This window comes from Pseudomonas coleopterorum (genome assembly GCF_900105555.1).
GTDB lineage: Bacteria > Pseudomonadota > Gammaproteobacteria > Pseudomonadales > Pseudomonadaceae > Aquipseudomonas > Aquipseudomonas coleopterorum.
Window position 1 is genome coordinate 1,522,763 of sequence record NZ_FNTZ01000001.1, and the last position, 25,932, is coordinate 1,548,694.

19 protein-coding genes, 2 tRNA genes and 1 pseudogene are annotated in these 25,932 nt (G+C 64.7%); 11 read left to right on the forward strand and 11 right to left on the reverse strand.

The features are described 5' to 3' along the window. Window positions 1–8 precede the first annotated feature (8 nt). Window positions 9–1,190, reverse strand: coding sequence for an MFS transporter (locus BLV18_RS06765; RefSeq protein ID WP_090357194.1), 1,182 nt, complete (start codon window positions 1,188–1,190; stop codon window positions 9–11). A gap of 163 nt (window positions 1,191–1,353) precedes the next feature. Here BLV18_RS06765 and BLV18_RS06770 point away from each other — a divergent pair, with 163 nt between their 5' ends. Beyond that, window positions 1,354–2,550 carry an aminotransferase class V-fold PLP-dependent enzyme gene (locus BLV18_RS06770; protein ID WP_090357196.1) on the forward strand — a complete coding sequence of 399 codons (1,197 nt, stop codon included), beginning with the start codon at window positions 1,354–1,356 and terminating at the stop codon, window positions 2,548–2,550. 87 nt (window positions 2,551–2,637) lie between these two features. On the opposite strand, the gene BLV18_RS06775 is transcribed toward BLV18_RS06770, so the two are convergent. Together BLV18_RS06775 and BLV18_RS06780 are read right to left on the reverse strand one after the other, a co-directional pair. After that, window positions 2,638–3,930 (reverse strand): PQQ-dependent sugar dehydrogenase, encoded by a 1,293-nt coding sequence (locus tag BLV18_RS06775; protein ID WP_090357198.1) that lies wholly within the window; start codon window positions 3,928–3,930, stop codon window positions 2,638–2,640. Then, complete coding sequence (locus BLV18_RS06780; protein ID WP_049859035.1) at window positions 3,927–4,355, reverse strand: DUF2231 domain-containing protein; 429 nt, start codon at window positions 4,353–4,355, stop codon at window positions 3,927–3,929. Before BLV18_RS06780 ends, BLV18_RS06775 begins: the two co-directional genes overlap by 4 nt. A 592-nt stretch (window positions 4,356–4,947) precedes the next feature. On the opposite strand from BLV18_RS06780, the pseudogene BLV18_RS06785 reads away from it, so the two are divergent. Next, window positions 4,948–6,228, forward strand: a pseudogene (locus tag BLV18_RS06785) (methyl-accepting chemotaxis protein); the annotation flags it as partial. Window positions 6,229–6,261: 33 nt separating this feature from the next. Here BLV18_RS06785 and BLV18_RS06790 read toward each other — a convergent pair. After that, window positions 6,262–7,035 carry a CHAD domain-containing protein gene (locus BLV18_RS06790; protein WP_090357203.1) on the reverse strand — a complete coding sequence of 258 codons (774 nt, stop codon included), beginning with the start codon at window positions 7,033–7,035 and terminating at the stop codon, window positions 6,262–6,264. A 244-nt stretch (window positions 7,036–7,279) separates the two neighbouring features. On the opposite strand from BLV18_RS06790, the gene BLV18_RS06795 reads away from it, so the two are divergent. The 3 genes from BLV18_RS06795 to BLV18_RS06805 all read left to right on the forward strand — a co-directional run bounded on the left by BLV18_RS06795 (window position 7,280) and on the right by BLV18_RS06805 (window position 11,433). Further along, a complete protein-coding gene (locus BLV18_RS06795) occupies window positions 7,280–9,250 on the forward strand; it encodes a BCCT family transporter (protein WP_090357206.1) in 1,971 nt (656 codons plus the stop codon). Between the two features lie 78 nt (window positions 9,251–9,328). Beyond that, a complete protein-coding gene (locus BLV18_RS06800) occupies window positions 9,329–9,709 on the forward strand; it encodes a RidA family protein (protein WP_090357208.1) in 381 nt (126 codons plus the stop codon). Between the two features lie 17 nt (window positions 9,710–9,726). Continuing rightward, window positions 9,727–11,433 carry an amidase gene (locus tag BLV18_RS06805; protein ID WP_090357210.1) on the forward strand — a complete coding sequence of 569 codons (1,707 nt, stop codon included), beginning with the start codon at window positions 9,727–9,729 and terminating at the stop codon, window positions 11,431–11,433. Window positions 11,434–11,472: 39 nt separating this feature from the next. Here BLV18_RS06805 and BLV18_RS06810 read toward each other — a convergent pair whose 3' ends face one another. After that, a complete protein-coding gene (locus BLV18_RS06810; RefSeq protein ID WP_090357212.1) occupies window positions 11,473–12,399 on the reverse strand; it encodes a DNA-3-methyladenine glycosylase family protein in 927 nt (308 codons plus the stop codon). Window positions 12,400–13,228: 829 nt separating this feature from the next. Further along, the gene (locus tag BLV18_RS06815; RefSeq protein WP_090357214.1) at window positions 13,229–14,431 is read right to left on the reverse strand and encodes an MFS transporter; all 1,203 of its coding nucleotides are present in this window, start codon (window positions 14,429–14,431) and stop codon (window positions 13,229–13,231) included. Window positions 14,432–14,539: 108 nt separating this feature from the next. Between BLV18_RS06815 and BLV18_RS06820 the strand changes: the two genes are divergently transcribed. From BLV18_RS06820 to pepN, 4 genes are all read left to right on the forward strand, one after another. After that, window positions 14,540–15,463, forward strand: coding sequence for a LysR family transcriptional regulator (locus BLV18_RS06820; RefSeq protein ID WP_090357216.1), 924 nt, complete (start codon window positions 14,540–14,542; stop codon window positions 15,461–15,463). Between the two features lie 72 nt (window positions 15,464–15,535). Further along, on the forward strand, window positions 15,536–15,796 hold the full coding sequence (locus BLV18_RS06825; protein WP_043187898.1) for a YeaC family protein: 261 nt from the start codon (window positions 15,536–15,538) through the stop codon (window positions 15,794–15,796). A 26-nt stretch (window positions 15,797–15,822) separates the two neighbouring features. After that, window positions 15,823–16,653, forward strand: a complete 831-nt coding sequence (locus BLV18_RS06830) for a DUF2797 domain-containing protein (RefSeq protein WP_090362085.1) — start codon at window positions 15,823–15,825, stop codon at window positions 16,651–16,653. Between the two features lie 12 nt (window positions 16,654–16,665). Continuing rightward, window positions 16,666–19,323 (forward strand): aminopeptidase N, encoded by a 2,658-nt coding sequence (pepN, locus tag BLV18_RS06835; RefSeq protein ID WP_090357218.1) that lies wholly within the window; start codon window positions 16,666–16,668, stop codon window positions 19,321–19,323. Between the two features lie 89 nt (window positions 19,324–19,412). Here pepN and sugE read toward each other — a convergent pair whose 3' ends face one another. From sugE to rdgC, 3 genes are all read right to left on the reverse strand, one after another. Next, a complete protein-coding gene (gene sugE, locus BLV18_RS06840) occupies window positions 19,413–19,727 on the reverse strand; it encodes a quaternary ammonium compound efflux SMR transporter SugE (protein WP_056843143.1) in 315 nt (104 codons plus the stop codon). A 116-nt stretch (window positions 19,728–19,843) separates the two neighbouring features. Beyond that, on the reverse strand, window positions 19,844–20,800 hold the full coding sequence (locus BLV18_RS06845) for a bile acid:sodium symporter family protein (protein WP_043187908.1): 957 nt from the start codon (window positions 20,798–20,800) through the stop codon (window positions 19,844–19,846). Window positions 20,801–20,956: 156 nt separating this feature from the next. Next, entirely contained in the window at window positions 20,957–21,877 is a 921-nt protein-coding gene (rdgC, locus tag BLV18_RS06850; RefSeq protein ID WP_049859046.1) for a recombination-associated protein RdgC, read from the reverse strand. A gap of 161 nt (window positions 21,878–22,038) precedes the next feature. Here rdgC and BLV18_RS06855 point away from each other — a divergent pair. Together BLV18_RS06855 and BLV18_RS06860 are read left to right on the forward strand one after the other, a co-directional pair. Next, a tRNA-Val gene (locus BLV18_RS06855) sits at window positions 22,039–22,114 on the forward strand. Window positions 22,115–22,133: 19 nt separating this feature from the next. Further along, window positions 22,134–22,210 (forward strand) — tRNA-Asp (locus tag BLV18_RS06860). A gap of 428 nt (window positions 22,211–22,638) precedes the next feature. Here the strand turns inward: BLV18_RS06860 and BLV18_RS06865 are convergent. Next, the gene (locus BLV18_RS06865; protein ID WP_090357219.1) at window positions 22,639–23,070 is read right to left on the reverse strand and encodes a hypothetical protein; all 432 of its coding nucleotides are present in this window, start codon (window positions 23,068–23,070) and stop codon (window positions 22,639–22,641) included. 50 nt (window positions 23,071–23,120) lie between these two features. Beyond that, window positions 23,121–25,874, reverse strand: a complete 2,754-nt coding sequence (locus tag BLV18_RS06870; RefSeq protein ID WP_049859769.1) for a response regulator — start codon at window positions 25,872–25,874, stop codon at window positions 23,121–23,123. Window positions 25,875–25,932: the final 58 nt, after the last annotated feature.

Genomic DNA, 25,932 nt, shown 5'->3' on the forward strand with positions numbered 1-25,932 from the left:
CGCCGGTGTCAGCGTGCTGCGGCGGCGGGCGCGGTGGCGTTGTACCAGGGCCGCAGCAGACTGAGCAGGCCCAGCAGCGCCATGCCGGCGCCCAGCCACAACGGGGCGCGCAGCCCCAGACCGGCATCGATCACTGCACCACCGGCCCAACTGCCTAGGGCCAGCCCGGCGGTGATCACCGAGGTGTGCAGGGTGTTGACCAGTGCGCCGGGCTCGGCGGCCTTCATCACCCGCGCGACCATGGCCGGGTTCAGCGCGACCCCGGTCAGGCCAACGGTGAGGAAGCAGCCTAGGTTCAGCCAGAACACCTGACCGGCGAGGGCGAATCCGCCCAGCGCCAGCACCAGCAAGGCCAGGCCCCAACCCAGGGCGGCGAAGGTATGCCGATCGGCGATCCGGCCCACCACCATGTTGCCCAGCACGTTGGCCACGCCGTACAACGCCAGCAACGGCGCCACCTGGGCAGGAGCCACGCCGACTTCCTCGATCAGGATCGGCGTGCAATAACTGAACGCAGCGAAGGTCGCGCCGATGATCAGGCCGCTGGTGATGTAGGCACCCCACAGGCTGCGGTTCTTCAGGCTGATCCACTGTCTGCCCAGCGACGGCTCGTCGCCGGCCTCGGCGCGCGGCAGGCGCGTGGCGACCAGCACCGTGCACAGCGAGGCCAGCGCCACCACCAACCAGGCACTGGCCCGCCAGCCATAGTGATGTTCGACCCAGGCGGTCGCCGGCACGCCGGCCACGGGCGACAGCATCAGCCCGGCCAGCACCACCGAAATGGCCCGGCCGCGGTCCTGCAGGCTGACCAGCCCGGCGCACAGGGTCATGCACAGGCCGATGCAGGCGGCGCTGGACACGCCCATGACGATGCGTGCCAAGGCCAGTACCGTGTAGGTGGGCGCGGCGGCGGCCAGCGCCCCGGCCAGCACGTACACCGCCAGCAGACCGACCAGCGCCCGTTGATTGCTGATCCCGCGCGACAGCAGCAGCACCGTGACCGGTGGCCCGCCCAGGGCCATGCCCAGCGCATACAGGGCAATCAGGTTGCCGACCTGGGCCAGGCTCACGGAGAACGCGGCGGCCAGCGCGGGCATCATCCCGGCTACCATGAACTCGGCGGTCACCAGCGAGAAAATCGTCAACCCCAACAGGTAGACGGTCGGCGGAAGCTTGGAACGGGTGGTCATGAGCATCTCGGACAAAAATGAAGCTGGCTACCCTAGGGATTGTTGAACGAATGGTCAAATAACCAGGGGCGCTCTGTTCATGTCAGCGACGACCGGCGTTGCCCCTTGCATCCCACGTCCGGCAAAGCGATGCTCGGTGTCTTCCCCTCAAGAGCGTGCTGTCATGCCCCGCGTAACGCAAAGCCCTGCCGAATTGGCCATGGATGAAACCTTCTGGACGGACGTTGCTGCACGCTACCCACGCGACGACGGGCCGATCAACCTCGACGGCGGTTATTTCGGTCGCATGAGCGAAGGCGTGGTGAGCGCCTATGAAGACGCGATCCGCCATGTCAATCGCAGCAACTCGGTGCACGTGCGCCAGCACTTCGACAAGCATGAGGCCGACGCCATCCGCCAGCAGCTTGCCGACCTGATGGGCGTGCCCGCAGGTGAGCTGACCTTCGCCCGCAGCGCATCCGAGGCCCTGTATTCGCTGATCCGCAACTACACGCGTCTGCAGCCGGGCGATCAGGTGTTGATCAGCGACCTGGACTACGGCTCGGTGCAGGGTGCCTTCGACTGGCTGCAACAGGCCCGCGGTGTCGAGCTGGTACGTCTGGTCCACGAGCACCCCGCCAGCTACGAGGCTTTGCTCCAGACCTACCGCCAGGCCTTCGCCACCCATCCGCGGCTCAAGCTCATGGCGTTGACCCACGTCACCCACCGTACCGGGCTGGTCATGCCGATCAAGGCCATTGCCGCCCAGGCCCGTGCCCACGGCATCGACGTGATTCTGGACGGTGCCCATTCGCTCGGTCAGATGGAGGTCGATCTGCACGACCTGGGCATCGAGCTGGCGGGCTTCAACCTGCAGAAATGGATTGGCGCGCCGCTCAGCCTGGGGGTCATTCACGTTCGCCGCGAGCGCCTCGCCGATTTCTCGCCGGACATGGGCAACCCCAGCTATCCAGCCGACGACATCCGCTGCCTGAGCCCCTACGGCACCCCCAACGTCCCCGCGTTGATGAGCCTGCCCACAGTGTTTGCCGAACACCAGGCGTTGGGCGGCTGGCCAGTGAAGGGCGCGCGCCTGCGTTACCTGCGTGACCTGTGGCTGACGCCTGCGCGAAAGCTGCCGGGCATCGAAGTGCTCACGCCCGAAGACCCGCGCCTGTCCTGCTGCATCGCCTCGTTCCGTTTCCGCGACGTGCAGGACCAGCAGGGCAAGATCGACCAGCTCCTCGCCCAATTCAATATTTTTACCGTTGCTCGCGACGGCTCCGCCTGCGGGCCCTGCATTCGGGTGACGCCGGGGATCAACACGACGCCCGCCGACATGCACGCCCTGGTCGATGCCTTGACGGTGATGAGTCGCTGATCGGGAAGCAGGGGGGCAACAAACAACCGGCGCGCTGAACGCGCGCCGGTGGACAACACCTCGGGGCAGGGCGCCCCGAAGCCAGCCTCAACGGCTCGGCGTGACGCGCCAGACGGTGTTGGCCAGGTCATCGGCGATGATCAGCGCGCCGCGCGGATCGACCGTTACACCGACCGGACGGCCACGGGTCTTGCCATCGTCACCACGGAAGCCCGTGGCGAAATCGATGGGCTCGCCGGCAGGTTTGTTGCCGGCGAACGGCACGAAGATCACCTTGTAGCCCACGGGGTTGTCGCGGTTCCAGCTACCGTGTTCGCCAACGAAGGCGCCCTGGGCGAACTTCTCGCCCATGGCCGGGATCGAGAAGTCCACACCCAGTGCGGCGACGTGCGAGCCAAGGCTGTAATCGGGCTTGACCGCCGCCGCGACTTTTTCCGGATTCTGTGGCTGCGCACGGGGGTCGACGTTCTGGCCCCAATAGCTGTACGGCCAGCCATAGAACTGCCCTTCACGGACCGAACTCAGGTAGTCCGGCACCAGGTCCGGACCCAGCTCGTCACGTTCGTTGACCACGGCCCACAGCTGGCCTGTGCCCGGCTGGATGGTCAGTGCCGTCGGGTTGCGGATACCCGTTGCATAGGGCTTGTGCGCGCCGGTCTGGGCATCGATCTGCCAGACCATGGCGCGGTCGATCTCGACTTCCATGCCCCGTTCGGTCACGTTGCTGTTGGAGCCGATGCCCACGTACAGGTAGCGCCCGTCGTCGCTGATGGCCAGCGACTTGGTCCAGTGGTGGTTGATCGCCGAGGGCAGGTCGGCCAGCTTGGTCGGTGCCGCGCTGGCCTTGGTCTGGCCGTCGGTGTAGTCGAAGCGCACCAGGGCATCCTGGTTGGCGACGTACAACTTGCCGTCGGCATAGGCCAGGCCGTAAGGCGCGTTGAGGTTTTCCGCGAACACGGTCTTCAGCTCGTAGGTGCCATCGCCGTCGGCGTCACGCAGCAGGGTCAGGCGGTTGCCGCCCTTGACCTGGGTATTGCCCTTGGCCTTGATGTAGCTGGCGATCACGTCCTTGGGCTTGAGCTTGGCAGCGCTGCCGCCGCGACCTTCGGCCACCAGGATGTCACCGTTGGGCAGGACCAGGGTCTGGCGCGGAATCGCCAGGTCGGTGGCAATCGCGCTGATGGTATAGCCCTGTGGCACGGTCGGTTTGCTGTCGCCCCAGGCCACCGGCTCGGCGATCTTCATGCTCGGCAGCAGGCCGCGCTGTGCTTCCGGCAATTTGGGATCGGGCCCGCGGGCCTGGGTGCTGTCGGCTTCGCTGCCGCAACCGGCGAGCAACAAGGCCACGCTGATGGCCGTCAAGGCGCCTGAATAGTTCATCGAACACCTCCGGAACGCAGATTGGTCAAACCGACCCAGGCCGCGATCAGCGCCAGTGCCGTCACGATCACCGACAGGATCAGCCCCGAAGGCATGACTGCCCAGGCGTCCTTGGCATGTTCGAAGGCGTTGACCAGACCCAGTACCCACGTCACCAGCAACAGCAGGAAGTACACGACTGGACGACCGCCCTTATGTTCCGCGCGGACCAGGTTGATGAGGGCGCACAGCAGCGCCAGGCCACAGAACACCAAGGCACCGGCGATCAGCCAGGCGGCGAAGTTGCTCCACTGGATCTGGTAGCTCTGGTAATAGGCGATATCGCTCAGCAGCCCGCCCAGAAAGAGCGGAACGGTACCGGCCAGGAAGATCGCATGCAGCGGACCTGGCCTGTGTCGATAGGCAAGTTGGGTAGTAGTGGTCACGACAATCCCTCATCAAAGGACAACATCGGCACGGATGCACCGGCGGGTCAGACGCGCGTGTTGCGCATAGAGAGGATCGCCGCTGCCAACGGTTAGTTCACAAGCGTTCGTGTCGAAATATTATCGGGCGCGCCGAGACTCGCCACCGGACGTCGCACCGTGGCCGGCGCGCTCAAGCAACGCCTGAGCCCTGCCGATATAACGGTTGCCCACGCGTTCGCAAGGGCTTCCAATCATGAGGTTCGTCATGTTCAAAACATCTCTGCGCGCCCAGGTGCTGGCCTTGCTGGCCGGTGGGTTGCTCATCCTGCTGCTGATTGCTCTGGGCAGCTTCAAATTCCTCGCAGGAAGCCTGGATGACTACACACACCTGGTGGCCGGACCGCTGCGGGCCACTGAACTGGTCGATCGTGCCAACGTTCAGTTCAAGACCCAGGTGCAGGAATGGAAGAATGTGCTGCTGCGTGGAAAGGACCCCAAGGCCGCGGACAAGTACTGGGCTCAGTTCGAGGAGCAGGAGCGGGCGGTGGCGGCCACCTTGCAAACCCTGAGTGAATTACCCGGTGTACCCGCCAGCGTCAGCCAGAACGCCCAGCGCCTGCGTGATGAACACGCTACGTTGGGCAAGGCCTATCGTCAGGGTCGCGAAGCCTTCCTGGCCAGCGGGGCCGACGCCGCCAGCGGCGACCATGCGGTGGCCGGCGTCGACCGTGCCACCAGCGAGCAGATGAACGCTCTGGTGACCGAACTGCGCGGGCTGGCCGATGAGCAGTCGCGGTCGATCAACGAGCAGGGCCATCAGGCGATCATCTGGGGCATCGGCATCATGCTGTTGTCCGGTCTGCTGATCACCGCCCTGAGCCTGTGGCTGGTCAACCGCAACCTGGTCACGCCGGTGCGCGACCTGATCGACTACGTGGCGCGCCTGAGCCAGGGCCATCTGGCCGAGCGCGTGGTCAGCCAGCGGCGTGACGAGTTGGGCAATCTCGCCGTGGCGGCGAACACCCTGCGTGACTTTCTCGCCGATACCTTCACCCGGCTGCAACGCAGCACGGCTGATCTGGACCAGGCCAGTGGCGAGCTGAACACCATCGCTGCGGTGATGCTGCAGGGCACCAACGAGCAGTTCGAGCGCACCGATCAAGTGGCCACGGCGATGCAGGAAATGTCCGCCACCGCGCAGGAAGTCGCCCGCCATGCCGCCGGCGCGGCCACCGCCGCCGCCGATGCCGATCGCGAGGCGCAAAGTGGTGAGCAGTCCATGCAGGCCACTATCCATACCATCACCCGCATGCGCGGCGAGATTGCCCTGACCGGCGACGTGATTCGTCAGTTGCGCGACGACAGCGGGCGGATCGGCAAGGTGCTGGAAGTGATCCGCGGCATTGCCGACCAGACCAACCTGCTGGCGCTCAATGCCGCCATCGAGGCGGCGCGGGCCGGGGATGCCGGTCGCGGTTTCGCCGTGGTCGCCGACGAGGTGCGCACCCTGGCGCAACGTACCGCGGCTTCGACCCTGGAAATCCATCAGATCATCGACACCGTGCAGACCGGCGCGGTGAACGCGGTACAAGCCATCGAAAGTGGCCAGCAACGCAGCGATCAGGGCGTCGAGCAGGTGGTGGAAGCGGGGCAGACACTGACCCGCATCACCCAGTCGATCGAGGCGATCAGGGACATGAACCGGCAGATCGCAACGGCCGCCGAAGAGCAGAACGCGGTGGTCGACGACATCGCCCAGAACCTGGTCGAAATCACCGCCATCGCCACCACCAACCAGGCCAACGTCGACCGTACCCAGAGCGCCAGCGGCCACCTGCATCAACTGTCGACGGAACTGGGGCAGGTCACGGCGCGCATCAAGGCGGCGTGACCCGCGCGCCGCCCGGCCACCGCGTGGCTGCCCTCAGCGCTTGCTGCGCTTGGGCAGCAGACGCGCCAGGGTGTCGAGCTCGGCCTCGGCTCGCTCGAGTTCGGCGGCCGAGTCTTTGGCCCAGACCTGCGCCAGCGGTTGCAGATCGGCTTCGACCTTGGCCTTGAGGCACCACTGATGGTGGTCATGCCACGAGCCCAGCGCCGACTGCACGGCCTTGAGCGATTTTTCCGCCTTGGATGACAGCGGAGAAAGGTCGGCGAAGGCTTGGGTCAGGTAGCGCGTGCGTTTGACCAGGATGCGCAGTTCGTGCCGATCGAACTGGGCATCCTTGAGGGCACGGCGCAGCTTGTCGACGTGCTTGTTCAGGGTCTTCATCACCCCCTTTTCGAAGTGTCTGGAATCCAGACCCGGCTCACTGGCGCGAAACGCGGCGGGCCATCCGTCGAGCGCCGTGAACAAGGCCTGCAGGGTGGCATGCTCGGCGATCAGCTGGTGCTCCAGCTCCAGGCGTGCCCGGCGGCTGGCAGCGGCACCGTCCATGCCACGCTTTTCCAGTTCCTGGGCCATCACTTCCAGATCGCGGGTAGGGGTCGTGAGTTGCCCCACGGCCTTGGCCGCCGCCAGCAGCGGGCCCATGGCCGGTTCCGCTCGCACCGGGATCAGCAGGCTGCGGATGCGCCGCACGGCGATACGCAGGTCGTGCAATGCTTCGGCATCCGCCGCGCCTTCCAGACGAGCCCGCGCATGAAAGAGCGCCACCTCCAGCGCGATGATCTCTTTCACATAAGTGTCGACGAATGCCATGGATCCTCCGGTTGATGGTCGAGCGGTTGATGATCGAAGAACAGGCTGCAGCGTCACTGATAGACAGAGCGCCACCGGCAATCGTGCCGGCCCCGCCGCGCGAATATGTGAGCAAATACATCCAGACACATAATCGGTCCATCAAAGGCGAACTGGACGAAGCGTGTCGGTAAACCCCAGCCGCGCAGTGCGGTCACAGCTAGCCACACACCCACTGCTGCACCGTCCCATCAGGAGCTTTTCAATGACTGTGAAGTCAGACCCCGTCGAGGCCTCGACACTCAATCCGCCGGTCTTCTGGATATCGGCCATCCTGCTGCTCTTGCTGGTGCTGTTCGCCAGCCTGATGCCCCAACAGGCGCAAACCCTGTTCGCCCATGTGCAGGATTGGATCTTCACCAACGTCAGCTGGTTCTACATTCTCGCCGTGGCGGTGATCCTGGGCACCGTGGTGTTCCTGGGCGTCAGCCGCTACGGTGACATCAAGCTGGGCCCGGACCACAGCACGCCCGACTACAGCAGCATGACCTGGTTTGCCATGCTGTTCTCGGCGGGCATGGGCATCGGTCTGATGTTCTTCGGCGTCGCCGAGCCGGTCATGCATTTCCTCAATCCGCCCTACGGCGAGGGCGACACCGTTGCCGCTGCGGGTGAGGCGATGCGCATCACCTTCTTCCATTGGGGCCTGCACGCCTGGGCCATCTACGCCATCGTCGCCTTGATCCTGGCCTATTTCAGCTTCCGCCACGGCCTGCCGCTGACCCTGCGTTCGGCCCTCTATCCGCTGATCGGCGAGCGCATCTACGGCCCCATCGGGCATGCCGTAGACATTTTCGCCATCATCGGCACGGTACTTGGGGTGGCCACTTCGCTGGGCTTCGGTGTGGCGCAGATCAACACCGGCCTCAACGCGCTGTTCGGCATTCCGGTATCGATCCCGATCCAGATCGCCCTGATCATCGGCACCACCGCGTTGGCCACGCTGTCGGTGGTGTCCGGGCTGGACAAGGGCATCCGCCGGCTGTCCGAGCTCAACCTGGGCCTGGCGGTGCTGCTCATGGCGATGGTCATGATCCTCGGCCCCACCGTGTTGATCCTGCAGACGTTCGTGCAGAACACCGGTGGCTACCTCAGCGAGATCGTCAGCCGCACCCTCAACCTCAACGCCTACCAGCCCACCGACTGGATCGGCGGCTGGACCCTGTTCTACTGGGGCTGGTGGCTGGCCTGGTCGCCGTTCGTGGGGCTGTTCATCGCGCGGATCTCGCGCGGCCGTACCATCCGCGAATTCGTCACCGGGGTGCTGCTGGTGCCCACCGCTTTCACCCTGCTGTGGATGACCGTGTTCGGCAATACCGCGATCCACATGATTCTCGAACAGGGCATGACCGACCTGGGCATGGCCGTGGACAAGGACACGTCGCTGGCGCTGTTCGCGTTTCTCCAGCACTTTCCGTTCTCTGGCGTGATCAGCGCCCTGGCGATCATCATGGTGGTGGTGTTCTTCGTTACCTCGGCCGACTCCGGCGCGATGGTGGTGGACATGCTCGCCTCCGGTGGGTCGGAAAATACCCCGGTGCGCCAGCGCATTTTCTGGGCCTCGAGCATGGGCCTGGTGGCCATCGCGCTATTGCTGGCCGACGGCCTCAAGGCGCTGCAAACGGCGACCATCGCCAGTGCGCTGCCATTCACCCTGGCGCTTTTGCTGAGCATGCGCGGCCTGCTCAAGGCGCTCAAGCTGGACGCCACCAAGCGTGGCCTGCGCCATCAGGCCCTGGCGATTTCCCCGAACACGCCACGGGCCGGCGGCAACTGGCAGCGTCGTCTGCGCACCCTGGCCATGTTCCCGCGACGTGCCCACGTGGTGCGCTTCATCGAGGAAGTGGCTCGTCCGGCCTGCCTCAGCGTCGCCGAGGAATGGCGCCTGCAGGGTTACGATTGCACGGTGGAAGACGGCGAGGAGGGCGGTGTGCGCCTGAGCGTGGGGCCCGCCGACGATGCCTTTATCTATGAAATCCGGCCCCATGCCTATGCCACCCCAAGCTTCGTCATGAGCGGACCGACCGGCGAGGAGCGCAAGTATTTCCGCGCCGAAGTGCACCTGCGCGAAGGGGGCCAGGACCACGATGTGATGGGCTGGTCGCGCGACGAGGTGATTGGCGACATCCTCGATCACTACGAGCGGCACATGCACTTCCTGCACCTGGTGGGCTGAGCCCTCTGGCGTTTCAATTTGCAATGGCTGGGCTGTAACATGCCCGCCATTGCCCATCATTGACCTCAGGAGATTCCCATGGCCCATTCAGACATCACCTTTGTGCCGGACCCTGACCCGGAGTCGATTTCCTCGGACGTCGCAGGCTTCGGCGGTCTGCTGGTGACCACCCAGATTCCAACCCGCGCCGACGGCAGCCTGGAACTGGGCAGCATCACCGCCCAGAGCGAATGCACGCTGCAGGCGCTCAAAGTGGCGCTGGAAGCGGCGGGCAGCTCGCTAGATCGCGTCCTGCACCTGACCATCTACCTGACCGACATGGCTGACCGCCCGGCCTTCAACGAGGTCTACCATCGCTTCTTCGCCAAGCCCTGGCCGGTGCGTGCCGCCGTGGGTATCACTGCGCTGGCCGCCCCCGGCATGCGTGTCGAAGTCACCGCCATGGCCGCCAAGGGCTGATCGTGCAGGAGAGCAGCATGATCGAAGTCACCGAGGTTTCCATCGCCCAACTGCGCGCGGCTCTGGAGAGTGGGCAGACCACGGCGGTCGAACTGGTCCAGGCCTACCTGGAGCGCATTGCGGCCTATGACGGCGCCGATACGGCCACCGCGCTGAACGCCGTGGTGGTGCCCAATCCCTCGGCCCTGGCTGAGGCCGAGGCGGCCGATGCACGGCGTGCGAGCGGCCAGACCCTGGGGCCGCTCGATGGCATTCCCTACACGGCCAAGGACAGCTACCTGGTCAAGGGCCTGACCGCGGCTTCCGGCAGTCCGGCCTTTGCCGGGCTGGTCGCCCAGCGCGATGCGTTCACCGTCGAGCGCCTGCGCGCTGCCGGAGCGATCTGCCTGGGCAAGACCAACATGCCGCCCATGGCCAACGGCGGCATGCAGCGCGGCGTCTACGGCCGTGCGGAAAGCCCGTACAACGCCGAGTTCCTCACCGCGCCGTTTGCTTCCGGCTCGTCCAATGGTGCGGGCACGGCGACCGCAGCCAGCTTCGCCGCGTTCGGCCTGGCCGAAGAAACCTGGTCGAGCGGACGCGGCCCGGCGTCCAACAACGGCCTGTGTGCCTACACGCCGTCGCGCGGGATCATCTCGGTGCGCGGCAACTGGCCGCTGACGCCGACCATGGACGTGGTCGTGCCGTTTGCGAGGACCATGGCCGATCTGCTGGAAATCCTCGATGTGGTGGTCGCCGACGACCCCGACACTCGTGGCGACCTGTGGCGCCTGCAACCCTGGGTGCCAATACCCAAGGTGGCCAGCGTGCGCCCGGCGTCCTATGTGCAACTGGCCGGGTCGCCTGCAGCGCTGGCGGGCAAGCGCTTCGGCGTGCCGCGGATGTACATCAATGCCGACCCGCTGGCCGGCACGGCCGAGCAGCCGGGCATAGGCGGCCCGACCGGGCAGCGCATTCACACCCGTGCTTCGGTGATCGACCTCTGGCAGCAGGCCCGCCATGCCCTTGAAGCGGCAGGTGCCGAGGTGGTCGAAGTGGACTTCCCGCTGGTCTCCAACTGCGAAGGCGATCGACCGGGTGCGCCGACCGTGTTCAACCGCGGCATCGTCGACCCGGCGTTCCTGCATCATGAATTGTGGGACCTGACCGCCTGGGCCTTCGACGACTTTCTGCGCGCCAACGGCGATCCGGCGCTGAATCGGCTGGTGGATGTCGACGGTCCGCTGATCTTCCCCCATGACCCCGGCACGCTGCCCAACCGCGAAGGCGACCTGGCCGCCGGCATGGACGAATACGTGAAGATGGCCGAGCGTGGTATCACCCCCTGGGACCAGATCGATACCCTGGCCGACGGTCTGCGCGCGTTGGAGCACACCCGCAAGATCGACCTGGAAGACTGGATGCAGGCCCTGAAGCTTGATGCGGTGGTGTTTCCCACCGTCGCCGACGTGGCTCCAGCCAAGGCTGATGTCGATCCGGCAGCAGCGGACATCGCCTGGAGCAATGGCGTGTGGGTGGCCAACGGCAATCTGGCGATTCGCCATCTGGGCGTGCCGACCGTCACCGTGCCCATGGGCCTGATGGCCGACATCGGCATGCCGGTGGGGCTGACCTTCGCCGGGCGCGCCTACGACGACACGCAGCTGTTGCGCCTGGCCGCGGCCTTCGAGGCCACCGGTCAGCGCCGGGTGATCCCGCCGCGCACGCCACCGCTGCAGCGCTGAGCGTCTGGCTGAGAGCGTAGCGTCTGTGGTGCCACGCTTTCAGCCACCGCGCTGGCCGTCGGTGCGGTCCATGAGCTCGTTCCAGATGTACATGACGGCGTAGGCGCGCCACGGCCGCCAGTCTTCGCTGCGCAGCCGTTGGTGCCCCAGTTTCAGCAGCTCCGGATGCTCACGGGTGATCTCCTGCATGATGACCAGGTCGCTGCCTGGCCAGGCGTCGCGGTCGCGCCAGGCCCGCATGGCCACGTATTCGACCGTCCACGGGCCGATCCCCGGCAGCGCCAGCAGGCCCTTGCGCAGGGGTGTCAGGTCGGCACGGGTGTGTTCATCGACAAAGGCTTCGATCTGCAGCTGATCGTTGGCCACCACCGCCGCAAAGTTCTGCAGCGCCGCCACCCGCTTGCTGGGCATGCCGATCCGCTCGAGGTTGACATCGGCCAGGGCAGCCGGGGTCGGAAACTGCCACGCCACCTGTGCGTGCTGGGGATGGGCCACGGCCCGCCCGGCGCGCTCGGCCAGGCGCCCGGCAATGGTTGTCGCCGCTTTGACGCTGACCTGCTGGCCGACGATGGTGCGCACGATGAGTTCGAAGGTCGACCAGGTGCCTGGCACGCGCAAGCCCGGCGTCTGCAGCAGCAGGCGGCCCAGCCAGGGATCGCCGTCGAGCGCGGCATGCAACTGCTGCGGGTCCAGATCCAGATCGAACATGCGCCGCAGACGCGGCACCAGGGCCGGCAGGTGAACGCTGGCCGGCCCATCGACTCGCGCGATCAGGCAGTCACGGCTCGCGTCCTGCCGGACACTGAGCAAGCCTTCATCGCCCTGCCATTCGACGGTGCGTAGATACACGCCGTCGATGACCGTCTCGACCAATGCACTGGAACGACCGCCGTAAAACCTGAGCAGACGCTGCCAGTCGAAGGGCGGTTTGTAGAACAATTCGATGTCGGTATGGCGTGAGGGCATGGCAAAAAACTCCTTGCGGGTTCAGACCATGCATCCCCTCACTTTGCTGCATCCACCGCCGACCCGGATCGCGCCGCTGTTACAGACACACCGCCGTACCCACCGACACCACGATCCCTGTAGCAACGGCGCAAGCCGCGTCCGGCCTCACCGCGTTCATCCAGACCCCTGCGTTGCCCGCCAACGCGGCTCGCGCCGCTGCTACAGACACACCGCCGTACCCACCGACACCGCGATCCCTGTAGCAGCGGCGCAAGCCGCGTCCGGCCTCACCGCGTTCATCCAGGCACCCTGCGTTGCCCGCCGACGCGGCTCGCGCCGCTGCTACGGACACACCGCCGTACCCACCGACACCGCGATCCCTGTAGCAGCGGCGCAAGCCGCGTCCGGCCTCACCGCGTTCATCCAGACCCCTGCGTTGCCCGCCGACGCGGCTCGCGCCGCGGCTACAGACACACCGCCGTACCCACCGACGCCGCGATCCCTGTAGCAGCGGCGCAAGCCGCGTCCGGCCTCACCGCGTTCATCCAGGCACCCTGCGTTGCCCGCCGACGCGGCTCGCGCCGCTGCTACAGATACACCGCCGTACACACCGGCACCACGATCCCTGTAGCAGCGGCGCAAGCCGCGTCCGGCCTCACCGCGTTCATCCAGACCCCCTGCGTTGCCCGCCGACGCGGCTCGCGCCGCTGCTACAGACACACCGCCGTACCCACCGACACCGCGATCCCTGTAGCAGCAGCGCAAGCCGCGTCCGGCCTCACCGCGTTCATCCAGGCACCCTGCGTTGCCCGCCGACGCGGCTCGCGCCGCTGCTACACGGATGCAATCACTTGGCGGTGGCCGGGCGCTTGATCATCAGCAATGCCACGATCAACGCCAGGACCGCCATGCCGGTGGCCAGCAGGCCCAGGGAGTCCAGGCCGAACTGACGGATGCCCAGGCCACCGAGAATGGCGCCTAGACCGATACCCGCATTGGCCGCCGAGATGTTCAGCGAAGCCGCCAGGGCCTGAGCCTTGGCACCGGCCTGCATGACTCGCACCTGGCAGATCGGAAACAGCGCGGTGTAGGCGATGCCCCAGGCGATCAGCGCAGCGATCAACCAGGCACGCTGCTCGGCGAACGCCACGGCCGCCGTCATGCCCGCACCCAGCACCACCAGGAACACCACCATGGCGCCCAGCGGACGCTTGTCCACCATGCTGCCGCCCAGGTGATTACCCAGCATGCCCACTGCACCGAAGCCCATCAGCCACCAGCCCACCTGACCCGCTGGCACACCGCCCAAGCGTTCCAGAATATCCGCCAGATAGGTGTAAGCCGTAAACATGGCGGTAAAGGTCAGCACCGACAGCAGCACATGGGCCAGAAAGCGCGGCTGACGCAAGATCGCCGTCTGCTTCTCGCCGGCCGCAGCGACCGGCGAGCCTGGCAACTTCGGCATCACCAGGTGCATCAGCACGCCGATCAGCAACGATACCCCGGCCAGTACCCAGAAGCTGCCGCGCCAGCCGATCAGGTCAGCGGCCACGGTGCCCAGCGGCACGCCGAACACCAGGGCTGCGGAAATGCCCAGATAGACCTTGGCCACTGCCTTGCCCGATTGTCTCGGGGCAGCCAGTTGCCCTGCGGTTTCACTGGCGGTGCCCCAGAACACTGGCAGCGCCAGGGCCGGGATGAAGCGCGCGATGGCCAGCACCCAGATATTGGTGGACACTGCCGCCAACACGTTGGACGCAGCGAACACCAGCAAAATCAGGGTGAACAGCTTCTTGCGCTCAACGTGCGCCAAGCGCGCCGTCAGGTAGGGTCCGAACAGCATCACGGTAAAGGCGAACAGGGTCACCACCTGGCCTGCCAGCGCAATGGAAATGTCCAGGTCGCGCGCCAGGCTGGGTAGCAGACCAACGATGAGAAACTCCGTGGTCACGATAATGAACGCCGCCACGGCCATGATCAGGATCTGTATGCCCGAGGCGGTGTTGACCGAAGCCGAGGGCACGGCTCCTGCGATAGGGGAAGAAGGCATCGAACGTCACTCCAGAAAGATTTTGCAATAGTCTATTGAAGAATCTCCGGCATATTGCGGTCATCTGGTACCTTGTGAATTGAACTGAATTCACCAATCGGAGCGGCTATGTTTTCTTCGGAGCGCCTCAAGGGCATCGATGTCTTCGTCAGCGTCGCGGACCTGGGCAGTTTCACCGCCGCCGCCGAACGCCTGAACCTCAGCAACTCGGCGGTCAGCAAAAGCGTGGCGCGCCTGGAAGCCCGGCTCGGCGTACGGCTCTTCCAGCGCACCACACGGCGCCTAGCGTTGACCGAAGCGGGGCAGACCTTCTACCGCACCTGCACCGGCGTGCTCGCCGACCTGGAAGAAGTCGAGCTGGCGATGAGCGCCGAACAGCATGAGCCCCATGGTCGGCTGCGCATCGACCTGCCGGCGTCCTACGGTCGGCTGCACGTGCTGCCGCTGATCCTCGAGTTCGCCGCCCAGCACCCCCGGCTGCAGCCGCACATATCCTTCTCGGACCGTTTCGTCGACCCCGCTCAGGAAGGCATCGACATCGTCGTGCGCATCGGCGGCTCGGATGCCTGGCCGAGCAACGTCGGGCGGCGCTTCTTCGGTCGCCAGCGCCTGGTGTTCTGCGCCGCGCCCGCCTACCTGCGCGAACACGGCACGCCCCAGGGCGAGCGAGAATTGGAACAGCATCGCTGCGTCGGCTATGGGCAGACCGATGGCTCGGTCTATCCCTGGTACTTCAAGGGGCGCCAGGCCGGTGACATGGAGCGGCGGATCATCCATCCCCACGTGGCGGTCGGCGATGGCGAAGGGCAGGTCATGGCGGTGCTGGCCGGGCAGGGCATCGCCCAACTGCCGACCTGGCTGGTACAGTGCCATCTGGACAGCGGCGCCCTGGTCGAGGTCTTGGCGCCACTGGCCACCGATGGCCTGGCGATGAACCTGGTGTGGCTGAAAAGCCGTGAAAGCCTGCCCAAGGTGGATGCCCTGCTGGAGTTCCTCACCGCCCGGCTGACCCCGGCAGGCACGGTTGCGTGAAGGGCCGCCGGGATTTCCCTTTACGCACCCGGCGCAGCGTTTAAAATGCCAGCATCCATTGGAGGCTTCCGCATGTCGTCATTCGCCCACATGATCGAAAACATCACCCCTGATATCTACGAAAGCCTGAAGCTGGCGGTCGAGATCGGCAAATGGTCCGACGGCCGCAAGCTGACCGCCGAGCAAAAGGAACTGACCCTGCAGGCGATCATCGCCTGGGAAGCCAAGAACCTGCCCGAAGACCAGCGCACCGGCTACATGGGCCCGCAGGAATGCGCCTCGAAATCCGCGCCGATCGAGAACATCCTGTTCAAGTCGGACTCGATCCATTGACCAGCGATCTCTTCACGCAAGACACCCTGCAAGAGCTTGGCCGCGGTTCGGCCAGCAAGATGTCCGCGCGCCTCGAAGCGCCGGTGGTGCAATACCAGCTGCGTCTGGGAGAAACCCAGATAGCCGCCAACCCCCTGATCGGCACGCGGATCCGCCTGGAATTTCTCGGCGCCATCCACTGCGTCAATTGCGGTCGCAAGACCAAGACCAGTTTCAGCCAGGGCTACTGCTACCCGTGCATGACCAAGCTGGCGCAGTGCGACGTGTGCATCATGGCCCCGGAGAAATGCCACTATGACGCCGGCACCTGCCGCGACCCTGCCTGGGGCGAGCAGTTCTGCATGACCGATCATGTGGTCTATCTGGCCAACTCTTCGGGGGTCAAGGTCGGTATCACCCGGGCCAGCCAGCTGCCCACCCGCTGGCTCGACCAGGGCGCCAGCCAGGCGCTGCCGATCATGCGCGTGGCGACCCGACAGCAGTCGGGCCTGGTCGAAGACCTGTTCCGCTCCCAGGTGGCGGACCGCACCAACTGGCGCGCGCTGCTCAAGGGCGACGCCCCGGCGGTGGATCTGGTGGCGATCCGCGAACAATTGTTCGACAGCTGCGCGGCCGGTATTCATATGCTCCAGGACCGCTTCGGTCTGCAGGCGATCCAGGCACTGAACGATGTCGAACCGATCGAGATCCGCTATCCGGTGCACACTTACCCAAGCAAGATCGCCAGCTTCAACCTGGACAAGAACCCCGTCGCCGAAGGCACGTTGCTGGGCATCAAGGGTCAATACCTGATATTCGATTCCGGCGTCATCAATATTCGCAAATACACGGCTTACCAACTGGCCGTGCATCAGTAGAAGGGTTTTGGCATGCGTACCGAACAACCGAAAATGATCTACCTGAAAGACTATCAGGCGCCCGATTATCTGATCGACGAGACCCACCTGACCTTCGAGTTGTTCGACGATCACAGCCTGGTCCATGCGCAATTGGTCATGCGTCGCAACCCGGAACGCGGGGCCGGTCTGCCGCCGCTGGTGCTCGACGGCGAGTTGATGGAACTGCTCGGCGTCAAGCTCGACGACACTGACCTGACGGCCGATCAGTACCAGCTGGCTGCGGACAGTTTGACCCTGCAACCGCGCAGCGATGCCTTCACCGTCGACACCAGCGTGCGCATCCACCCCGAAACCAACACCGCGCTGGAGGGCCTGTACAAGTCCACCGGCATGTTCTGCACCCAGTGCGAAGCCGAAGGCTTTCGCAAGATCACCTATTACCTCGACCGCCCCGACGTGATGAGTCGCTTCACCACCACGTTGATCGCCGACCAGCAGCAGTACCCGATCCTGCTCTCCAACGGCAATCCGGTCGGCAACGGCCCCCAGGAAGACGGACGGCATTGGGCGACCTGGGAAGACCCGTTCAAGAAACCGGCCTACCTGTTCGCCCTGGTGGCGGGCGACCTGTGGTGCGTCGAAGACAGCTTCACCACTATGAGCGGTCGCGATGTGGCACTGCGCATCTATGTCGAGCCGGAAAACATCGACAAGTGCGCCCACGCCATGACCAGCCTGAAGAAATCCATGCGCTGGGACGAAGAGGCCTACGGCCGCGAGTACGACCTGGACATCTTCATGATCGTCGCGGTCAACGACTTCAACATGGGCGCCATGGAAAACAAGGGGCTGAACATCTTCAACTCCAGCGCCGTGCTGGCTCGCGCCGAAACCGCCACCGATGCCGCTCACCAGCGCGTCGAGGCGATCGTCGCCCATGAGTATTTCCACAACTGGTCGGGCAACCGCGTGACCTGCCGCGACTGGTTCCAGCTGTCGCTCAAGGAAGGCTTCACCGTCTACCGCGATGCAGGCTTCAGCGCCGACATGCATTCGCCGACCGTCAAGCGCATCCAGGACGTCGCCTACCTGCGCACCCACCAGTTCGCCGAAGATGCAGGCCCCATGGCCCACGCCGTGCGCCCGGACAGCTTCATCGAGATCTCCAACTTCTACACCCTGACCGTGTACGAAAAGGGCTCGGAAGTGGTCGGCATGCTGCACACCCTGCTGGGCGCCGAAGGCTTCCGCAAGGGCAGCGACCTGTACTTCGAGCGTCACGATGGCCAAGCCGTGACCTGCGATGATTTCATCCGCGCCATGGAAGACGCCAACGGTGTCGAGCTGAACCAATTCAAGCGCTGGTACAGCCAGGCCGGCACGCCGCGCCTGCAGGTCAGCGAGCATTTCGATGCCCAGGCGCGCACCTACAGCCTGACCCTACGGCAGAGCTGTCCAGCAACCCCGGACAAGGTCGAGAAGCTGCCGTTCGTGATCCCGGTGGCGCTGGGCCTGCTCGATGCCAGCGGTCAGCAGCTGCCGCTGCGTCTGGCCGACGAAGCCACGGCGGTCGGCACCAGCCGGGTACTGGCGGTGACCGATGCCGAGCAGACCTTCACCTTCGTCGACATCGCCGAGCAACCGCTGCCGTCGCTGCTGCGCGGCTTCAGCGCGCCGGTCAAGTTGAGCTTCCCGTACAGCCGTGACCAGCTGATGTTCCTCATGCAGCACGACACTGACGGCTTCAACCGTTGGGATGCGGGCCAGCAACTGTCTGTGCAGGTGCTGCAGGAAATGATCGGTCAGTACCAGCGCGGCGAGTCGCTGGCTATGGATTCGCGTCTGTTGACGGCCCTGACCAGCGTGCTGGACAACACCGAGCTTGACCCGGCGATGGTGGCCGAGATGCTCTCGCTGCCCAGCGAGGCTTACCTGGCCGAAATCAGCGAGATCGCCGACGTCGATGCGATCCACGCCGCCCGCGAGTTCGCCCGCAAGCAATTGGCCGATGGCCTGTTCGATGGGTTGTGGGCGCGCTATCAGGCCAACCGCGAAGTGTCTCGGAGCACGCCGTACGTGGCCGAGAAGGAACATTTTGCCCGCCGTGCGCTGCAGAACATCGCATTGTCGTACCTGATGCTCAGTGAGCGCCCGGAAGTACTGGCCGCCACCCTCGAACAATACGATGCCTGCGACAACATGACCGAACGCCTGACGGCATTGGCGGTATTGGTCAACTCGCCGTTCGAAGCGGAAAAGGCCCGCGCGTTGCAAGCGTTCGCCGAGCACTTCAAGGACAACCCGCTGGTCATGGACCAATGGTTCAGCGTCCAGGCGGCCAGTGGTTTGCCGGGCGGGCTGGCGCGGGTCAAGGCGCTGATGCAGCACCCAGCGTTCACCCTGAAAAACCCGAACAAGGTGCGTGCGCTGATCGGCGCGTTCGCCGGTCAGAACCTGATCAACTTCCACGCCGCCGATGGCTCGGGCTACCGTTTCCTCGCCGATCTGGTGATCGAACTCAACGCCCTCAACCCGCAGATCGCCTCGCGCCAGTTGTCGCCGCTGACCCGCTGGAGAAAGTACGACAGCAAGCGTCAGGCCTTGATGAAAGCCGAGCTGGAACGGATCCTGGCCTCAGGCCCGCTGTCCAGCGACGTCTACGAAGTGGTGAGCAAAAGCCTGGCTTGAGGGGTTGATCCGTAGGGCCTCTTCGCGAGCCCTCTGCCCGCGAAGAGGCCTCGGCGACTTCCGACGCGGCTCGCGCCGCCGCTACAGGGTCAGGTGCTGACCTTCAAACCCACCAGCCCCAGGATGATCAGACCCACACTGATCATCCGCATCAACGCCATCGACTCGCCAAACAGCACGATTCCAGCGATCACCGTACCCACCGCACCGACACCGGTCCAGATCGCATAGGCCGTGCCCAGCGGCAGCTCGCGCATGGCCAGCCCGAGCAGGCCCAGGCTTGCCGCCATGGCGGCCACGGTCAACACAGTGGGAAGGGGACGAGTGAAGCCGTCGGTGTACTTGAGGCCAATGGCCCAGCACACTTCGAAAAGACCGGCGAGAAACAACAGAAACCAGGACATGGAAAAACCCTCATCTAAGATGGGGTCGTCCCCGTTTGCAGGAAAGAGAGCGCCGGGTCGTCCCGGCGCCGAACACTATGTTGCCCATCCTTGGGCGATGGATCAAGTGCAGCGGATCAAGGGTCGGTCTTCAATCCACCGGGCTCGGTCCCTTCCATGCGGCGGAAATAGGTCGAGAGCAACGCACCGGAAATGTTGTGCCAGACACTGAACAACGCGCTGGGCACCGCCGCCAGCGGCGAGAAATGCGCGCTGGCCAACGCGGCGCCCAGGCCCGAGTTCTGCATGCCCACTTCCAGCGCCAGCGACTTGCGCTGCGCCAGTGGCAACTTGAACACCTTGCCAGTGAAGTAACCCAGCAAAAAGCCGAAGCTGTTGTGCAGAATCACCACCGCCATGATCAGCAATCCCGACTCGGCGATGCGCGCCTGGCTGGCCGCGACCACCGCGCAGACGATCAGCACGATGCTGACCACCGACACCAGCGGCAGCACATCGACGGCCACCTGTACCCGTGCGCCCAGCAGTTTCTGCGCGAGCACGCCGAGCACGATCGGCAGCATCACCAGTTGCAGGATCGACCAGAACATCTCCATGAACGAGACCGGCAACCATGCCGAAGCCAGCAGCCAGATCAGCGCCGGGGTGAGCAACGGAGCGAGCAGGGTGGTCACCGCTGCAATTGCCACCGACAGGGCCAGGTCGCCCTTGGCCAGCCAGGTCATCACATTGGACGAGGTGCCGCTCGGGCAGCAGCCGACCAGAATCACCCCGACGGCGATTTCCGGCGGCAGGTGAAACGCCTGACACAGCAGCCAGGCGACCCCCGGCATGATCACGAAATGCGCCACCACACCCAGGGCCACGCGCCATGGATGGCGACCGACCTCGGCAAAATCGTCCAGCTTGAGGGTCAGCCCCATGCCGAACATGACCAGGCCCAACAGCGGCACGATCAACGGCTTGAGACCGATGAACCATTCAGGCGCCAGAAACGCCAGGACGGCGAACAACAACACCCAATAGGCAAAGGTATTGCCGACAAAGCGACTCAAAGCGGCCAAGGCGCGCATGGTGTAGTTCCTTCTTATATAGATTCAACATGTCGGCCCCCTGTGGGAGCGGGCTCTGCCCGCGAAAGCCGCACTACGGTCCACCAGATACAACACAGCCCCCGGTTCCCGGCCAAACACCACTCCCACCTGCCGAGCCACAGCAGTTACTGCAGATCAAATCCCCTGCGGCAGCTCTTCGCCACCCAAGGCCTCGAACAAGGCCGGCAGGAATTCGCCAAAGGTCAGCATCATCAAGGTGAAGCTGGCATCCAACTGCCCCAACGCTTCCTCGCCACCGTCTTCCTCGGCCTGGTCCTGCAGCAGTTCTTCGAACTTCAGACGCTTGACCACCATCTTGTCGTCGAGCACGAACGACAACTTGTCCTGCCAGGCCAGCGACAGCTGGGTGACCTGCTTGCCCGTGCTCAGATGCAGCTGGATTTCCTCGCTGGTCAGGTCCTGACGCTTGCAGCGCACGATGCCGCCGTCTTCATGGGTATCGCGCAGCTCGCATTCATCCAGCACATAGAAGTCGTCGGCGGCTTTCTGGGTCTTGACCCACTCGGTCATGGTCGCGGTCGGCGCGATCTTCACGGTCAGCGGACGCACCGGCAGGGTACCGATCACTTCGCGCAGGGTCGACAGCAGGTCTTCGGCACGCTTGGGGCTGGCCGAGTTGACCAGGATCAACCCTTGCTTGGGCGCGATGGCGGCGAAGGTCGACGAGCGGCGGATGAAGGCGCGGGGCAGGAAGGCCTGGATGATCTCATCCTTGATCTGGTCGCGTTCCTTCTTGTAGACCTTGCGCATCTGCTCGGCCTCGATCTCCTCGACCTTTTCCTTGACCGCATCGCGCACCACGCTACCCGGCAGGATGCGCTCTTCCTTGCGTGCCGCGATCAGCATGAAATCCTGGCTGACATGAACGAACGGCGCATCCTCACCCTTGCCGAACGGCGCGACGAAACCGTAGGTGGTCAGTTCCTGGCTGGCGCAGGGGCGTGCCGGTTTGCTGGCCAGTGCGGTTTCCAAAGCCTCGGCGTCGAAAGGGATATCCTGGGTAAGACGATAGACAAGCAGGTTTTTGAACCACATGGGGTGAAGCACTCCTCAACATTAGGGGGGCATTATTCTCCGTGTGCGGAGCTGACGCCATCCCTGTGCTAAGTGTTTGGAAGCGCTCGAAAATTTTTTTGAAAAAGTGCTTGCCAGAGTTTGGGTCGCTCCGTAGAATGCGCGCCACACCGAGAGACAAAGGGTGATTAGCTCAGCCGGGAGAGCATCTGCCTTACAAGCAGAGGGTCGGCGGTTCGATCCCGTCATCACCCACCAATCTCTCTCAGTGTTACGCGCAGCGGTAGTTCAGTCGGTTAGAATACCGGCCTGTCACGCCGGGGGTCGCGGGTTCGAGTCCCGTCCGCTGCGCCATTAATTCCGCTTCAGAGCCCTTGAACTCTCTGAAGCACAAGAGAAGCGACCTTCGGGTCGCTTTTTTTGTGCCTGCGATTTCTTTCGCGTCCAGCTGCACCGCATTTATCCCGATACACCGCAAGCATCGATGACGCGGCTCGCGCCGCTGCTACAGGGTATGCGCAAGCCGCGTCCGGTCGCACCGCATTCATCCAGACACACCGCAAGCACCGATGACGCGGCTCGCGCCGCTGCTACAGGGTATGCGCAAGCCGCGTCCGGCCGCACCGCATTCATCCAGATACACCGCAAGCACCGATGACGCGGCTCGCGCCGCTGCTACAGGGTATGCGCAAGCCGCGTCCGGTCGCTCCGCAATCGATCAGGTACAGCGCAATCCGGATCCAGGTCCGTCGCGGTCAATCAGGCAAACACCATCAATTCGCTCAAGCCACCTTGCACTGACGGCACAGGTGCTTGCCGTTGGCAGTGCTCCAGCCCAGCTCGGCAATGCGGGCTTCCGCCGCCGGTTTCTGCGCCTTGGTGCCGAGCTTGGCATCCACCGCGAACTCGAAGTCGAGCACCTTGCCGCAGCTGTCGCAGTTGACCTTCCATTGATGGATCGCCAGCTCGCCGAACACCGGGCCGGTGGCCACGGCCACCCACTGGCCAGGCGGGTTGATCAGGTGACGGACCTTTTCCACCACCAAACGCATGGACAGGTCCCTGCTGCCCTTGAGAGTCACCAGCAGGGTGTCACCGTTGTGGATCGAGCCGCCGTTGCCGGTGACCTGGTAGCGGCCGGGCATCAGCGCGCGGCACTCGATCAGGGTGTGCTGGGGGTTGAGCAAGCTGAAGCGGAAATCGTGTTCGACCATGGGTCCTCCAAATAGACGCGACATGCTAGCACGCCGGTCATGGCGCGGCCTCAGGCCATCGCCCGGGCCTGCTCCTCGAGCCGCACGATAGCCTCGTCCAGTTCGTCGAGCGCAGACAGGGCCGCCGGATCGTTCTGCTTGAGCAGCGTCTCACTGCGCAGGCACGCCGCGCGCAACTGCGGTACGCCGCAATAGCGGGTCGCACCGTGCAGCCGATGCACGCGCTCGATCATGGCATTCTGATCGGCGTTGATCCGCGCCAACTGGATGGCTTCGCGATCGGCCTGCAGCGAGGCCAGCAGCATCGCCAGCATGTCGGCAGCCAGGTCGGCCTTGCCGGCCGCCAACCGCAGGCCTTCGGCGGCATCGAGCACCTGCAGGGTATTGGTATCCAACGGCTGCTCAGCCGTTTTGTCCAACGCCTGCGGGTTCAACGCCATCCCCGTCCATTTCAGCACGACCTGCGCCAACTGCCGCTCGCTGATGGGTTTGGTCAGGTAGTCATCCATGCCGCTCTGCAGCAAGGCGCGCTTTTCATTGGCCATGGCGTGGGCGGTCAGCGCCACGATGGGCAGCGCGGCGCCGAGCTGGGCGCTCTCCCACACGCGAATGCGCTCGGTGGTTTCGCGGCCGTCCATTTCCGGCATCTGCACGTCCATCAGCACCAGGTCGAGCCCGCCTTCCTGTACCGCCTTGATCGCCGCCGCGCCGTTGTCCACGGCGCGCACTTCGGCACCCAGGTCTTCGAGCAGGGTCTGCACCAGCAGCAGGTTGGCCGGATTGTCATCCACGCACAGTACGCGCGGCGCTCGCTCACCACTGTTCTCGGGACTTTCGTAGCGCAACTGCTTGGGGTTGATCAGATCGGCCAGCGCGCGACGCAACCTGCGCGTGCAGCTGGGTTTGGCCTGCAGCTGGCGGTCGGCGTTGGGGACCGCGGCATGGAACAGGGCCTGCTCGGTGGTGGGGCACAGCACCAGCACCTGACAGCCGCTCTGTTCGATTTCGCGGATCTGCACGGCCAGGCGTTCCGGCGAAATCTCGTGAGCGGTGATGCCCAGCACCGCGAGGTCCAGCGGCTGGCCAGCCTGCCGCGCGGCATGGGTGGCCAGCACCAGCTTGTCCAGCGACTTGAAGTCGGTCACGTCCAGACCGCAGTCTTCGAGCTGGTGTTGCAAGGCCTGCCGCGCCAGCTCGTGGCCATCGACAATGGCGATGCGACGGCCAAGCAGGGGCGCAGACGGCAAGTCCTCGGCGTCGTCGCGAGCCTTGGGCAGGTTGAGGCTGATCCAGAACTCCGAACCCTCGCCCGGAGCACTGTCGACCCCGATCTCGCCACCCATCTGCTCGACCAGCCGCTTGGAGATCACCAGCCCCAGACCCGTGCCGCCAGGCTGCCGCGACAGTGAGTTGTCGGCCTGGCTGAATGCCTGGAACAACGCCCGCACGTCCTGGCCGGACAGGCCGATGCCGGTGTCCTGCACACTGATGCGCAACTGCACACCGTCTTCGCTCTCGTCTTCCATCATGGCGCGGGCGACGATCGTGCCCTCGCGGGTGAACTTGATGGCGTTGCTCACCAGATTGGTCAGGATCTGCTTGAGCCGCAGCGGGTCGCCGATCAGCGACAGCGGCGTATCGCGATAGACCAGGCTGACCAGTTCGAGCTGCTTGGCATGGGCGGCCGGCGCCAGGATGGTCAGGGTGTCCTGGAGCAGATCGCGCAGGTTGAAGGGAATGTTGTCGAGCACCAGCTTGCCGGCCTCGATCTTCGAGAAGTCGAGGATCTCGTTGATGATGCCCAGCAAACTGTCTGCGGATTTTTCGATGGTACCCAGGTAATCCAGCTGGCGCGGGGTCAACTCGCTTTTCTGCAGCAGATGAGTGAAGCCCAGAATGCCGTTCAGTGGCGTCCTGATCTCGTGGCTCATGTTGGCGAGGAATTCAGACTTGATCCGGCTCGCTTCCAGCGCTTCCTTGCGCGCCAGGTCCAGCTCGATATTCTGGATTTCGATGGTTTCCAGGTTCTGCCGGACGTCTTCGGTGGCCTGGTCGATGCTGTGCTGCAGTTCTTCCTGGGCGTCCTGCAGGGTTTCGGCCATGCGATTGATGCCAGCCGCGAGGGCGTCCATCTCGTGGCTGCCCATGGCCGGTACGCGACTTTCCAGGTTGCCGTCCTTGATTTGGGTCACGGTGTCCTTGATCTGCCGAATCGGCGCACTGATGCTGCGGCTCATGTGCGCCGCCAGCAACGCGGTGATGCTCAGACCGGTCAGAATCAGCAGCAGGCTGGCGAACAGGCTGCGGTAACCACGCAGCAGGGTGCCATCGTGGGAAAGCTCCAGCTCGACCCAGCCCAGCAGGTGGTCGACCTCGGCAGGCACCTCGTCACTGGCCAGGTCGCGGTGGCGGCCGAACACCGGCATCAGGTAGCGCGTCGCATCGAAGCCACTGCGTTGCAGCGAGTGGGTGCTGTTACCGATGGGCACGGCGTTGAGCATCATGGGCCCGGCGTGGGCGAGCAGGGTCCGGTCTGCGCCCAGGAAGGTCACCGAGCGCACGTCGGTCAGCTCCAGGGATTGCGCAGCGATGCGTTCCAGCCGCTCGCGGTCCTTGGCCACCAGCGCCGGTGCCGCCAGCGGCGCCAGCTGTTCGGAGATCATGTCGCCGCGCTGCAGCAACTGGCGCTGCAGGTCGGACTGCTGCATCCAGGTGAAATAGCCGCCCAGAATCAGCGCCATGCAAGTGGCCGGCGTGAGCGCAAGTAACAGCACGCGGCTTTTGATACCGAGTTTCTTCAACACGCCGCAGGCGCCTTTCTGACTGAGCAATAGGGGGAAAATACAGGGGGGCGGGACGATG

What these genes read in the sequence shown, in the direction of transcription:
- sugE (WP_056843143.1), bottom strand. Translation starts at nt 19,727, where the DNA reads ATGTCCTGGTTTCTGTTGTTTCTCGCCGGTCTTTTCGAAGTGTGCTGG.
- BLV18_RS06795 (WP_090357206.1), top strand. Translation starts at nt 7,280, where the DNA reads ATGACTGTGAAGTCAGACCCCGTCGAGGCCTCGACACTCAATCCGCCG.
- BLV18_RS06790 (WP_090357203.1), bottom strand. Translation starts at nt 7,035, where the DNA reads ATGGCATTCGTCGACACTTATGTGAAAGAGATCATCGCGCTGGAGGTG.
- BLV18_RS06845 (WP_043187908.1), bottom strand. Translation starts at nt 20,800, where the DNA reads ATGCGCGCCTTGGCCGCTTTGAGTCGCTTTGTCGGCAATACCTTTGCC.
- BLV18_RS06825 (WP_043187898.1), top strand. Translation starts at nt 15,536, where the DNA reads ATGTCGTCATTCGCCCACATGATCGAAAACATCACCCCTGATATCTAC.
- BLV18_RS06775 (WP_090357198.1), bottom strand. Translation starts at nt 3,930, where the DNA reads ATGAACTATTCAGGCGCCTTGACGGCCATCAGCGTGGCCTTGTTGCTC.
- pepN (WP_090357218.1), top strand. Translation starts at nt 16,666, where the DNA reads ATGCGTACCGAACAACCGAAAATGATCTACCTGAAAGACTATCAGGCG.
- rdgC (WP_049859046.1), bottom strand. Translation starts at nt 21,877, where the DNA reads ATGTGGTTCAAAAACCTGCTTGTCTATCGTCTTACCCAGGATATCCCT.
- BLV18_RS06820 (WP_090357216.1), top strand. Translation starts at nt 14,540, where the DNA reads ATGTTTTCTTCGGAGCGCCTCAAGGGCATCGATGTCTTCGTCAGCGTC.
- BLV18_RS06805 (WP_090357210.1), top strand. Translation starts at nt 9,727, where the DNA reads ATGATCGAAGTCACCGAGGTTTCCATCGCCCAACTGCGCGCGGCTCTG.
- BLV18_RS06770 (WP_090357196.1), top strand. Translation starts at nt 1,354, where the DNA reads ATGCCCCGCGTAACGCAAAGCCCTGCCGAATTGGCCATGGATGAAACC.
- BLV18_RS06815 (WP_090357214.1), bottom strand. Translation starts at nt 14,431, where the DNA reads ATGCCTTCTTCCCCTATCGCAGGAGCCGTGCCCTCGGCTTCGGTCAAC.
- BLV18_RS06865 (WP_090357219.1), bottom strand. Translation starts at nt 23,070, where the DNA reads ATGGTCGAACACGATTTCCGCTTCAGCTTGCTCAACCCCCAGCACACC.
- BLV18_RS06810 (WP_090357212.1), bottom strand. Translation starts at nt 12,399, where the DNA reads ATGCCCTCACGCCATACCGACATCGAATTGTTCTACAAACCGCCCTTC.
- BLV18_RS06765 (WP_090357194.1), bottom strand. Translation starts at nt 1,190, where the DNA reads ATGACCACCCGTTCCAAGCTTCCGCCGACCGTCTACCTGTTGGGGTTG.
- BLV18_RS06800 (WP_090357208.1), top strand. Translation starts at nt 9,329, where the DNA reads ATGGCCCATTCAGACATCACCTTTGTGCCGGACCCTGACCCGGAGTCG.